The following is a 12,439-nucleotide window of genomic DNA, read 5'->3' on the forward strand; positions in this document are numbered from 1 at the left end:
GGGCCGCACCGCCGAGCAGATGCTCGAGTGCCCGCAGCAGCGCCGCATCGCTGCGGCGGTTGGTGGTCAGTTCCCGCCGGGCGCTCGCATGGCCCACGGCATCGAGGTAGCTGAGCACCTCCGCGCCGCGGAACGCGTAGATCGCCTGTTTCGGATCACCCACCAGCACCAGCGTGTTGTGGCCGTGGAACGCGCGGTACAGGATCTCCCACTGCAGCGGATCGGTGTCCTGGAACTCGTCGGCCAGCACCACCGGGTAGCGGTCCCGGATCCGGCGGCACGCGCCGGGACCGCGGACCGGATCGGCCAGGATATCGCGCAGCAGCACGAGCAGGTCGTCGAAATCCCGTATCCCCGACAACCGTTTGCGGCGTTCGGTTTCCGCGCGTACCGCGGTGGCGAAGGCGACCCGCTGCGCCGACGCCTCGTCGGTGTCGGGGGCGAGTACGGCCTGCCGATCACGTACCGCGGCGGTGGCGAACCGGTGGGCCTGCCTCACCGTGAACGGCGCCGGGGTGCGTGCGTACCGGCTCAGATACAGGTCATCGATCACGGCGCGGATGAGATCGTCGGCCTCCTCCACCAGCCGGACCCCGGGGTCGAGATCGCCGGCCAGGCCGAGTTCGCCGAGCATGCGCCGGCAGAAACTGTGCGTGGTCGCGATCACCCCCGCATCGAAATCGGAGAGCGCGGTGAGTAACCGGGCCCGGCGGGTCTCGACCTCGCCCGATCCGGCGCCTGCCAGATGCCGTACCAGTTCGTCGGACGAGGCCCGTGCGGCCGCCGGATCCGCGAGGGCGGCGGCAACGGTGACGAACCGGTCGCGGGTGCGCTCCCGCAACTCCTGGGTGGCCGCGCGACTGAACGTCACCAGCAGCAACCGCGAGATCGGGATCCCCGCCTCGGCGACATAGCGAACGGCCAGGCCGACGATCGCGTACGTTTTACCGGTCCCCGCGCTCGCCTCGAGCACGATGGTGCCCACCGGCAGGTCGTCGCAGAGATCGAAGGTGCTGCCACCGGCCGGCGGTGAGGTCGCGGTCGCTGTCACGGTCGCCCCCTCTCCCCGCATACCCGGCCCGCAGCACGCGGCGCCGCGGCGCCCGGACGTCCGGCCCAGTGCCCCGGGCACACGGCATTCCCTGCCGCTCCGCCCGAACCGGCGGCCGCGCACGCCGAACCGCTCGAACGTCCGGCGCGCGCTGCCCAACTCCCCGGGCGTACAGCATTCGCTACTGACGTGCCCGAACCGGCGGACACCTTTACCGAACCGCCCGAACATTCGACGCGCCCTGCCCAGCTCCCCGGACGTACAGCATTTCCTGCTGCTCCGCCCGAACCGGCGGCCGCGCACGCCGCGCCGCCCGAACGTCCGGCATGCCCTGCCCGCGGGTCCGGGCAGGCAGCATTCGCTATTGACGTGCCCGAACCGGCGGACACGCGTACCGAACCGCCCGAATGTCCGGCGCGCCCTGCCCGCCGACCGGGGCGTACGGCGCTCACGGGGCCCCCTGCTGTTCGGCCCGGAGCAATGGTGCCCACAGGCGCCGGGCGATGGAACCGAAACGGGTCTGCTCCACGGGTTCCCCGGCGGGCGCCGGGGCGGCGGCGAGCCGGCTCAGGTCCGGTGCCGGACCCCAGATGTAGCGCAGGTTCCGGTCGGTGTGCTCGGCGAAATCGCGGGTGCGGTCGCCACCGGCGAACGCCCGGTCGGCGGCGACCATCGCCTCCTCGGGCGGGAGCCGCCGGAAACGTGCTTCGGCGTAGGCGGCCGTCGTCGCCGTGGGAATGGGCAGGGGTTCGTTCAGTCCTGCCTCCCGCAGCGCGACCAGGGTGCGCAGGAGGGCGCCCGCCTCCGCCGCGGGGGGTGCGGTGAGTTCGGCGCGCCAGGCGGGCGTGGGGAACCGGCCCCGGCCGGTGACGGCGGCGCGCCACTGCCGGTCCTCGGTCGCCGCCAGCGCGAGCAGCGAAACCCAGGCCGCCAGGCGATGTTTCGGCGCCACCCGGGAAAAGGTGGTGCGCACCAGCAGATCTCCGCGGACCTCGGCGACGGTTCCGGTCAGCCGGCGGCCGCCGCCCAGGTCCAGGGTGATATCGATATCGCGGGGCGGCTGGGTGTAATCCGGCGCCGCGGCCCGCACGAGGGTCTCCACGGTCCGTTCCACGTCGTCCAGTACGGCGCGGCCGAGTTCGGCAGGCGGTAGGGTGCCACGCCGCCATTCCGCCGCCCGCAGCGCGGCGGGATCGGCCCCGGCGAGCCGGGCCGTCAGCATCCGCTCGCCGAGCGCCCAGGTATCGAGACCACCGAATTCGATCGGCAGCCGATCGGTGATCTCCTCCTCCGGTTCGGGAATCCGGACACCCAGCCGCTGCCAGAGGAAACCGCGAATCGGATGCTCCAGGAAGGCGATCAGCTCGGCCAGACCTGTTTCGGTGGTCTCCGCCGCGGGCAGGACCCGGGCGAGCGGGCCCGGCACCGATTCCGGTGTGCGCAGCGTCGCCCGGGCCCCGGCGAATGCCTCGGGGTCGAAACCGAACGGCGCGGGCGGCGCGAAGTTACGCCGATCGTGCGGCTGCAGCGGATGGCGGGTGAGCACGGCGCCCATCCCGTCCGGACCGACATGGGCGCGCAGGGTGTCGAGGAGTTCGGCGACCGGTACGGCAGGCGGGCGGTACGCGCCGGTCACCGGATCGGCGCCGGTATGCAACACCACCAGGGTGTCGCGGGCCGCCATGATCGCGTCCAGCAGCAACTGCCGATCCTCCGAGCGCGGATCCCGTTCACCGACCAGCGGATCACGGGCTGTCACATCGTCGCCGTCGATACCGGCACCGCGCGGGAAGACCTCGTCGTCCACACCGAGCAACACCACCACCCGGTGCGGCACCGAACGCATCGGGGTCAGGGTGCACACGGTGAGTTCACCGGTGCGGAAGTTCGCGCGGGTCGGGGTGGCGGCCGATCGGCTCTGCAGCAGTTCGGTGATATCGGGCAGGCGCAGCACCGTATCCCCGGCGTAGGCGGTGGCCGCCGCCAGTTCCCGGCGCGCCTCGGTCCGGATCCAGGCCTGCGATTCGGGCATATCGGTCAGCAGGTCGAGGGCGCGGCCCAGGATCGCCGACCACTGCGCGGCCGGTGCGGGACCTTGCAGATCGCGCAGGATCGCCGCCAGCCGGTCGACGTATTCGGCGAAGCGGCCGGCCAGGTCGATATCGTTGCTGTCCACATCGCCGAGCGGTAACACACGGTCCAGCCAGGCCTGCGAGCTCTCGTCCGCGGTGACACCGAGCAGGATCCGGTCGAGCGCGGCGTTGAGGGTGTTCTGCTCGAAATCGCCGAGTCCGAACGCCTGCCGTTGCCGCCGTCCGATCCCCCACCGGGCGCCCGCCTCGACCGCCCATTCCCGCATCCGCTCGATATCGTCGTCGTCGAATCCGCAGGCGCGGCGGACGGGCTCGGCGGCCGCCAGATCCAGCACCTCGGTAACCGTGACCCGCCCGCGCGCCAGCTCCAGCAACTGGGCCACCAGGCCCAGCAGCGGATTGGTGGCCCCGCGGCCGCGGTCGGCCAGCCGTACCCGCAGCCGATGGCCGGGATGTACCGCGGCCTCCGCGGTGTCCGCCGCGGGCTGCCCGAACGCCGCCCGGACCAACGGCGCGAAAGCCTCCACCTCGGGGCACATGATCACGACATCACGCGGTTCCAGCGTGGGGTCGGCGGCGAACAGACCGAGCAGGCATTCCCGCAGCACCTCGACCTGCCGCACCGGGCCGTGACAGGCATGGATCTGCACACTGCCGTCGCCGTGCCGCCGTCCGGGCACGGGCGGCCACTCGTCATCCCGGATATGCGCCTGCACGGCCTGCAGCAAGGTCGCCGGCTCCGGCTCGCTGCCCACCCCCGAGCCGGCCGGACCTGGTGCCGCCGAGGGTTTCTCGCCGATCGCCGCGGGTCCCGGCAGCATCTCCGGCCGCGGCCGGATCGCGCCCGGCAGGGCCGGGTACCGGGTATCTGTGGCCGGCACCGGCAAGCGCAGCTGCAATTCCCGGATGTCCCGGCTCGAGGCGGCCAGCAGTGGATGCCGGACGCGGGCAGCCGAATCGTCCTCGGCCCGGCTGATTTCCGCGGGCAGTGGTGGCCCGGAGCCGGGCGGTGTTGCCGGAAGCGCCGCGGTTTCGCGGAACCCACGATCTGCTCGTCCATCCGCCTCGTCACCCGTTCGCGACGGGTCCGGCGCCGCCCATAGCGCCGGACTCGGGTGCGTGAGCCACAGATGCAGGTCGCGATGCTCGGCGAGGGCGCTGAGTACCGCGAGCTGCGCGGCGGGTAGCCGGGTCGCGCCGAAGACCGACAGCCGGTCCGGCAGCGTGACCGTATTCGGTTCGTCACGCAGCCGGGCGCACGCCGTGTGCAGGCGTTCCGCGGGGCCGGGGGTGCCGATCGCGGCGCGCAGCCGGCGCCACAGCACCGGCTGCCAGGCCAGGTCGCCGGGGAGTTGCCGGCCGGTTCCATCGGTATCGGCGCCGGCCGCCCATTCGGTGATCAGCCGGGGGCGCTGCAGCGCGTACCCCTCGAACAGTGCCGCGAGCCGGGCCGCCGTGGCGTAGCGGCGGCCGAGCCGGTGCTCCGCGCCGGCGGTCGGAAAGCCGGCGTCTCCCAAACCGCCTTCGGGATCGCCGGCCGCAGGTCCGGGGTCGCCGGTTCGCGAGTCACCGGAGGGGTTCGCGGCGGGGCCGAGATGCTGCGCCAGCACGGCGCACCACGGTTCGCCGAGGGATTCGTCGATCACCCGCAGCAAGGTCCACACCACACGATCGTGCGCCCAGGGATCGCTCTGCGGGTCGATACCGGTCGCCTGGGCGAGAACCTCGTCGACCAGCGCCGCCGGCGCCGGGAACCGGATATTGGCCGCGATCCCGTCGCGGCCTCCGGGCGTACACCCCAGGACCGCCGAAAGTTGTTGCGCCAGCCAGCGTTCCACGCCCTTGGCCGGCACCGCGACCAGTTCCTGCGCGAACGGATCGGGCAGCGGATCGGCGAGTACCGCGGCCAGCGCGGCGGCGAGCGCATCCGCGCGTTCGGCACGGTGGATGTGCAGCGCCATCTCCGCCCTTCCGCTCGGTTCGATCACCGTCCTCGCCGCACCCGCGCAGTCGCGGCCGCCCTTGTTCACCCCGTTTATACGCCCCGCCTCCGACACCACCGGGCAACCCCCCGCGACGGACCGGACAACCCCGGGACAGGTGATCATCACCCGAATGTCCCTAGCGCCGAACGCTTCTACCCGATAAGACCCCTGTCTGCACAGTGATTTAGCGCACATGCGCCACCGACACGCGCCCGGATGGCCGGGATCCGGGAGAGGCGCTGTGTCACAGTGCAACCCCGGGAGGAACGGGTTACCGCACGAAAGGCTGGTTCGCGTCGATGAAAGCGCTGGTTGTTCCCCTGATACCGCGGGACGGGTTCACCGTCCGCCGCTCCGGTGACCGGTGGGAACTGGTCAACTCCCGGCACTACGGGCGCACTGTCGTCCTGCACTCGTGGCCGCGTGACGAACACACCGAGGCCTTCGAGCACTGCTATCGCCTCAACGGCCGCCCGGTGGCGGAACTGAAGGCCACGGCCCGGGTCCACTAGCTGGAAAACGTGCGCGCGGAGCGCCGATATGACAAGGTGTTTCCTCGTGCGTTACCCCCTGCTCACCGGTGCTGCGCCCCGCGTGGCCGCACCCACCACCGTCCTGGCCGCCGCCGCGATCCTGTTCGCCGGCGTGCCCGCCGGCCTGCCTGCTGCCGATGCCGTTCCGCTCGCGCATACCCAGGGTTGCGCACACGGTTTCGACTGCGATATGGCCGCCCGGATCGAAACCGTCAACTCGTATCTCGACTCGCGACCCGGCGTCACCGGGTATGTGATCCGGGATCGGCACACCGGCGCCGTCTACGCGAGCCCGCATGCCGAAGACATGGTGTGGACCGCGTCGACGATCAAACTCGCCATCGCGCAGGATCTGCTCAACCGCGCCCGGGTCGGCGCCATCGCGCTACCGCCGGAAGATCGCGGACTCATCGAGCAGATGCTGCTGACCTCCAACGACCAGGCCACCGACCTGCTGTGGAACAAGTACGCCGGGTTCGACCGGATGGCGTTCAACAATGCCTTCCGCGCCAACGGGATGACCAGCCTCGCCCCGCAGCCCTCCCCCAACCCCGGCCCGCACTGGGCGTTCCAGAAGGCCACCGCGGCCGATCTCGACCGGCTGATGTCGAATGTGCTGGACCGCATGCATCCCGATGACCGCGCCTACCTGCTCGACCTGATGCGCCGCGTCGACTCCAACCAGCACTGGGGCGTCTGGGGCGCGGGCGCGGCCATGCGTCCGGGGCTGAAGAACGGATGGTCCGACGAACAGGGCGGCTGGGTGGTGAACTCGGTCGGTTTCGCCGGGCCCGGCGAGCGCTACACCCTGGCCATCATGACCGCGATGAACGGCGAGGGCGGCTACCAGGAGGGATCCGCCACCGACACCACCGTCGCCGAATATCTGCTGGCCGGCCGCTGAACCGGCAGCCCGGAACGCACAAACGCCGGTCTTCCCGTACGGGAGGACCGGCGTTGCGCGTCCGGGTGTCTCAGGTGAGACGCCGCAATCGCATCGGAGCCTCGTCGCGCGGGAACGGAATCGTGGTGAAACCCCAGGGCATCCGGTAGTCCGCCGGGAAACTCCACTCGTAGTCGCGCACCATCGCGGAGATGATCGTTTTCACTTCGAAAGTGCCGAAATGCATTCCGATGCACTTGTGCGAGCCGGCACCGAACGGCATCCATGCGAGCCGGTGCGATTTGTCCTCGCGCCGCTCGTCGGAGAAACGCAGCGGGTCGAAGACCTCCGGATCGGTCCAGAACTCCGCGAGCAGGTGATTGACCTGATACCCGAGATCCACCGGCGTCCCGGCCGGGATGTAGTGCCCGCAGATCTCGGTGTCACGGACGGCGCGGCGCACCATTCCGGGAACCGGCGGCATCAAGCGCAGGCTCTCCTTCACCACCAGGTCCAGCGTGCGCAGGGTATCCAGGTCGGCGATCGTCGGGGAGTCGGCGGCCCGGTCGAGCGCACGCACCTCGTCGCGCACCCGCTGCTGCCAGTCCGGATGTTTGCCCAGGTAATACGCGACCGCGGTGGCAGTGGTCGTGGTGGTGTCGTGCGCGGCCATGATCAGGAAGATCATATGGTTGACCACATCGGCGTCGCTGAACACCGAGCCGTCCTCGGCGCGGGCATGGCACAGGCCGGAGAAGAAATCGGGGGCGTCGCTGCGCCGCTTCTGCGGCACCATCGCCCGGAAGTACTCCTCGAGCACCTTGCGGCCGCGCAGCCCGGCCCGCCATTTTCCGCCCGGCACATTGTGCCGGACCAGCGCGAGCCCGGCATGCGTGCAGGCCACGAACGCGTCGGTCAGTTTCCGGCGCTCGTCCCCCACCTCCACCGCCATGAAGGTTTCGCCGGCGATATCCAGCGCCATCTCCTTGACGGCCGGGAAGAGTTGTACCGTCGCGCTCGCACCGGGCTCGTCCGGTACCCAGCGCCCGATCGTGGCGCGGACGACGGGCGTGAGCTCGGCCAGATGGGCTTCCAGCCGTTCCCGGGTGAAGGCCTGCTGCATGATGCGCCGGTGGAACATGTGCTCGTCGAATTCGAGCAGCAGCAGACCACGCCGGAAGAACGGCCCGATGAAATAATCCCAGCCCTGCCCGAAATCGCGGCGGCGCCTGCCGACCACTTCGTCGACCGCTTCGGGTCCCGCGGCGAACACCCGGTCCATGCCCATGGAGCTGTTGAGCGTGACCGGACCGTACCGGCGGTACCGGTCCATCATCTCGGCCGGACCCCAGCGCATGTAGTGGAAGGTCCGGCCCAGATACGGCAGGCCGGCGTCCCCGCGAACGGCCGCGGCAGCCCGCCCGGCGGGCGGGGTGGCCAGCGTTTTCGGCCGTTCCGGGACCTTCAGCAACAGCCGATCGAGTACCTCACGCCGGGGTATTTCGATAAGCGCCGAATTCTCGGTGTCGGTGCGCGCGCGGGACGCGGTGACACGGTCGACGGTGACCATGACGGAACCTCCTGAGAGACTGTACCCATCGTATTCTCTTTGTTGCACCGGCTCACTCATTTCGACCGAATCGGTACCGACGCGCACCCCCCGATATCACTACGCAATGGCTATCGTGGTGAGTTACCACACCACTGGTGACCTACGAGCGTCCAACTGTGTCCTCGACGGGTACTGCTACTACCGTGTGCGTTGTCGGACAATGATCACCGGGCAGCCCCGGGCCCACCGCTGGCGAGGAGCGATATGAGTACGCAACCTGTTGGGAACGGCCGGCACCGCGTCGTCGTGATCGGCTCCGGATTCGGCGGCCTCTTCGGCACCAAACATCTCAAACGGGCCGATGTCGAGGTCACCCTCATTTCCAAGAGCACCACGCACCTCTTCCAGCCGCTGCTCTACCAGGTGGCCACCGGGATCCTCTCGGTCGGCGAGATCGCCCCCGCGACCCGGCTGGTGCTGCGGAAGCAGAAGAACGCCCGGGTGCTGCTGGGTGAGGTCACCGATATCGACCTCGAACAACGCGCCGTCACCTCGGTACTGCTCGGCGAAACCACCGTGACCCCCTACGACAGTCTGATCGTCGCCACCGGCGCGCAGCAGTCGTACTTCGGCAACGACCAGTTCGCCACCTTCGCGCCCGGGATGAAAACCATCGACGACGCCCTCGAACTACGCGGCCGGATCCTCGGCTCCTTCGAGCAGGCCGAGGTCGCGCGGACCCAGGAGGAACGCGACCGGCTGCTCACCTTCGTGGTGGTGGGCGCGGGCCCCACCGGCGTGGAACTGGCCGGGCAGATCGCCGAACTGTCCGACCGCACCCTGGAGGGCACCTTCCACAACATCGATCCCCGCGATGCCCGGGTGATCCTGGTGGAGGGCGCGGGCGCGGTACTCGGGCCGATGGGCCCGAAGCTGGGTAGCAAGGCACAGCGGCGCCTGGAATCCATGGGCGTGGAAATCCAGCTGAACGCCCTGGTGACCGATGTCGACGCGCACGGCGTGACGGTGAAGGACCAGGACGGCACCACCCGGCGGATCGAATCGTCCTGCAAGGTGTGGTCGGCCGGGGTGCAGGCCAGCCCGCTGGGCAAAATGCTGGCGGAACGTTCGGACGGAACCGAGGTGGACCGCGCCGGGCGGGTCGTGGTGGAGCCGGACCTCACCATCAAGGGGCATCCGAACGTTTTCGTCGTCGGCGATCTGATGTCGGTACCCGGGGTCCCCGGGCAGGCCCAGGGCGCGATCCAGGGGGCGACCTACGCGGCCAAGCAGATCAAGGCCGAGATCGCGGGCAAGCAGAACCCGGCCGACCGGAGGCCCTTCAAATACTTCAACAAGGGCAGTATGGCGACGATCTCGCGGTTCAGCGCGGTCTGCCAAGTGGGGAAGCTCGAATTCGGCGGATTCATCGCCTGGCTGGCCTGGCTGGCCCTGCACCTCTACTACCTGGTCGGCTACCGGAGCCGGATCATCACGATCATCCAGTGGTTCGTCACCTTCCTCGGCCGCAGCCGCGGGCAGATGGCGGCGACCGAACAGTGGATCTTTGCCCGGCTCGCCCTGGAAGCGGTCTACGGCGACAGCGAGGAAGGCGAGGAGATCGTGCGCGGCGCGGCCGGACGGCGGCCGCCGGGGCCGGCGCCCGGTGTTTCCCCGGCCGACCCCACCGGTAACGGGATCGCCGCGGCGGATAAACCGGGAGGCAATCGTAAGGTCGGCTGACCGGCCGACCTCCCAGGCATGGAGCCACTCCGGAGCTAACATCGGGCAAACCGACTAGTTCCGGAGAAAGGCGATCATGGGTAAGCACAGAGCTCCAGGTGTCACCCGGCGCACTACCGGATCGGTCGTCGCGGCGAGTGCCGTTCCGCTCATCGCGACACTGATCGGCGCCGGTACAGCTACTGCCGAAGCACACCCCGCGCCACCCGCGCTCCCGGCGCTGCCCGCGGCCCTGTTCCCGCCAGCCCCCGCGCTGTTCCCGCCCGCCCCCGTCCCGGCCGCGGGCACCGCAGAAGCCGCGTCCGCGCCGGCTCCGGTAGACCCGCTGGTGGCCCCCACCGCCGCAACTCCGGTCCCGGACGTGTCCTCGGCGCCCGTCTCGCTCCCGGCCACGGAGCCACTCGCGACCGCCGCCGAGCCCTTCGCCGCGGCCGCGGCACCGGTCCCGACGAGCACCACCCGGGGTCCGGTCGCGAACCTCGCCGCGCCTGCCGCTTCCGACCCACTGTCAGCGGCCGCCGAGGCGGTACGGGAAGCAGTCCAGTCGGTGACCGGCCACCTCGACGCGGTCACCGCACCGCCGGCCGGGTTCGCGCCGATTCCCGCGATCACACACCCGGCCGCACCCGCCGATACGCTGTCCACCGCCCCGGGCACGGCGCCGCTGCCGGCGCAGACCTTCTTCACGCCCCGAGGTTCCCTCCCCGCGGCACACCACGCCGGCCCGGAAGCAGCGGCCGAAACACCGCCGGGGACCTTGCGGATCGGCAACTTCGTCGTGGCGGTGCCGTTCGACGCCGGGCCGGTCAACCAGCCCGCCGCCCAGGCCGAAAACCAGATTGCGACCTACCTCGATTCGACGGGGATGGACCCCGCCCGGTCGGATCGGCTCGCTGCCCAGACCATGGGCAACGCCGTCATCGGCGCGGCCATCGGCAATGCCGTGGCGGCACCGGTGGCCATCCCGTTCGGCATGCTGGGCGCGGCCTTGGGATTCGTAGCGGGAATACCGTTCCTGCCCACCGGACTCGTCGCCGGGCCCGTCCTCGGCGCGGCGGTCGGCTACGGGGTCGTCGCGGTACCCGCCATGCTCGCCGGCGCGGCACTCGGCGCGGCCTACGGCGTCACCGACGGTTTCACCGCCCCGCTCCTCGGGCCCGCCCCGCGATAGTTCGATACCGCGGCCATCGGGCCGGTGGCGCCACGGCAGCACCGGTCCGGTCGACGTGACCTCCGCTCCGCATCCCGGGATCGAAGCGGCACCGATTCCGCGAGGCGGACCGTTCGGGCGTGCCCGGGCAACCCTGGCCGTCCCAGCGCAAACCATTCGCTATCGACACTTCCGCGCGCTCGGCTACCCGCCAGCTGGTCCGGCGCTCAGCGGACCGAACAGGACAATCCCATCCGCCGGGCGTTCCGGTCCGAATGTCGGGCAAACCGACAATTTCCCGGAGAAAGGCGACCATGGGTAAGCACAGAGCTACCGGTCCGGCTCGGCGGGCTGCGGGATCGGTGGTCGCGGCGGGAGCCGTCCCGCTCATCGCGACGCTGATCGGCGCCGGTACGGCCATTGCCGAAGCAGTTCCGGCTCCACCCGCCTCGGACCGGATCCCCGCGCTACCGGCGAATCTGCTCCATCAGGCACCCGCCACGAGCGACCCGATCCAGAACCTCACCACCGCCGTCCAGGATGCGACCCGGGTGGCCGTGCGGTCGGCCACCGATACGTTCGGTGTCGCGGCGGCGCCGTTCGTTCCCGCCCCGCCGGCCCCGGCTCCTGCCGCGGTCGCCGATCCGCTGCCGGCACCCGCGCCGGTCCCGGCCACCCGGCCGTTGCCCCAGCACGCGTATCTCGCACCGCAGGGCGAGTTGCACGCGCCGATGCCGGTGGCACCCGTGGCCCCGATCGAAGCGCCGCCGGGCAAACTGCGGATCGGCAACATCCTCATGGACGCACCGCCGTTCGACGTCCGGGAGATCAACACCGGCGCCGCGCAGGCAGAGGCGCAGATCGCGACCTTCTACGATTCGGTGGGCGTGGAACGCAGCCGATCGGACCGGATGGCCGCGCAGACCGTGGGTTCCGCGGCCATCGGCGCTTCGGTCGCCAACACACTGGCCTCCCCCATCGCGACCACCTCCGCGATGGTCGGCGCGGTCGCAGGGCTGATCTCCGGCGTCCCGTTCCTGCCGATCGGCCTCGTGATCGGGCCCGTGCTCGGCGCGGCGATCGGGTACGCGGTCATCGCGGCACCCGTGATGGCGGTCGGCGCGGCCGTCGGCGGCGCGATCGGCGCGGCCGAGGGTTTCACCGCCGCACCGCACGGCACGCCGCCGCAGTGATTTCTGGGTGTCCGGCGGGCCACGCCCGCCCGGCCCCCCCCGGAGGCCCCGCCCCCCCCCCGCGCCCCCGGGGGGCCCCGGGGGCCCGCCCCCCGCGGGTAAACCCCCCCCCCCCCCCCCCCCCCCCCCCCGGAATTAATGGTTTTACGCCGGCCCCCCCCCCCCCCGCCCCCCCCCCCCCCCCCCCCCCCCCCCCCCCCCCCCCCCCCCCCCCCCCCCCCCCCCCCCCCCAAATTAACCCCCCCCCCAACAAGGC

At 71.1% G+C, this 12,439-nt stretch carries 8 protein-coding genes; 5 read left to right on the forward strand and 3 right to left on the reverse strand.

The window, feature by feature from the left end; all coding sequences use genetic code 11:
• Positions 1–1,072, reverse strand: a 1,072-nt coding sequence (locus tag QH276_RS00380; RefSeq protein WP_432278778.1) for a UvrD-helicase domain-containing protein, incomplete at its 3' end; no start/stop codon positions are given.
• Positions 1,073–1,499: 427 nt separating this feature from the next.
• On the reverse strand, positions 1,500–5,105 hold the full coding sequence (gene recC / locus QH276_RS00385; RefSeq protein WP_280396640.1) for an exodeoxyribonuclease V subunit gamma: 3,606 nt from the start codon (positions 5,103–5,105) through the stop codon (positions 1,500–1,502).
• 323 nt (positions 5,106–5,428) lie between these two features.
• Here recC and QH276_RS00390 point away from each other — a divergent pair, with 323 nt between their 5' ends.
• Together QH276_RS00390 and QH276_RS00395 are read left to right on the forward strand one after the other, a co-directional pair.
• Positions 5,429–5,641 (forward strand): hypothetical protein, encoded by a 213-nt coding sequence (locus QH276_RS00390; protein WP_280396641.1) that lies wholly within the window; start codon positions 5,429–5,431, stop codon positions 5,639–5,641.
• 46 nt (positions 5,642–5,687) lie between these two features.
• Positions 5,688–6,566: a serine hydrolase gene (locus QH276_RS00395; RefSeq protein ID WP_348536588.1), complete on the forward strand. Its 879-nt coding sequence runs from the start codon at positions 5,688–5,690 to the stop codon at positions 6,564–6,566.
• Positions 6,567–6,636: 70 nt separating this feature from the next.
• On the opposite strand, the gene QH276_RS00400 is transcribed toward QH276_RS00395, so the two are convergent.
• Positions 6,637–8,115, reverse strand: a complete 1,479-nt coding sequence (locus QH276_RS00400; RefSeq protein WP_280396643.1) for a cytochrome P450 — start codon at positions 8,113–8,115, stop codon at positions 6,637–6,639.
• Positions 8,116–8,361: 246 nt separating this feature from the next.
• Between QH276_RS00400 and QH276_RS00405 the strand changes: the two genes are divergently transcribed.
• The 3 genes from QH276_RS00405 to QH276_RS00415 all read left to right on the forward strand — a co-directional run bounded on the left by QH276_RS00405 (position 8,362) and on the right by QH276_RS00415 (position 12,183).
• A complete protein-coding gene (locus QH276_RS00405; RefSeq protein ID WP_280396644.1) occupies positions 8,362–9,840 on the forward strand; it encodes an NAD(P)/FAD-dependent oxidoreductase in 1,479 nt (492 codons plus the stop codon).
• 76 nt (positions 9,841–9,916) lie between these two features.
• Positions 9,917–11,011: a hypothetical protein gene (locus QH276_RS00410; RefSeq protein ID WP_280396645.1), complete on the forward strand. Its 1,095-nt coding sequence runs from the start codon at positions 9,917–9,919 to the stop codon at positions 11,009–11,011.
• Between the two features lie 293 nt (positions 11,012–11,304).
• Positions 11,305–12,183, forward strand: coding sequence for a hypothetical protein (locus QH276_RS00415; RefSeq protein WP_280396646.1), 879 nt, complete (start codon positions 11,305–11,307; stop codon positions 12,181–12,183).
• The last annotated feature ends 256 nt before the right edge of the window (positions 12,184–12,439 follow it).

This window comes from Nocardia carnea (assembly GCF_029869215.1).
Classification (GTDB): domain Bacteria; phylum Actinomycetota; class Actinomycetes; order Mycobacteriales; family Mycobacteriaceae; genus Nocardia; species Nocardia carnea_B.

Coding starts and splice junctions, on each gene's coding strand:
- recC (WP_280396640.1), bottom strand. CDS start 5,105: ATGGCGCTGCACATCCACCGTGCCGAACGCGCGGATGCGCTCGCCGCC.
- QH276_RS00390 (WP_280396641.1), top strand. CDS start 5,429: ATGAAAGCGCTGGTTGTTCCCCTGATACCGCGGGACGGGTTCACCGTC.
- QH276_RS00400 (WP_280396643.1), bottom strand. CDS start 8,115: ATGGTCACCGTCGACCGTGTCACCGCGTCCCGCGCGCGCACCGACACC.
- QH276_RS00405 (WP_280396644.1), top strand. CDS start 8,362: ATGAGTACGCAACCTGTTGGGAACGGCCGGCACCGCGTCGTCGTGATC.
- QH276_RS00410 (WP_280396645.1), top strand. CDS start 9,917: ATGGGTAAGCACAGAGCTCCAGGTGTCACCCGGCGCACTACCGGATCG.
- QH276_RS00415 (WP_280396646.1), top strand. CDS start 11,305: ATGGGTAAGCACAGAGCTACCGGTCCGGCTCGGCGGGCTGCGGGATCG.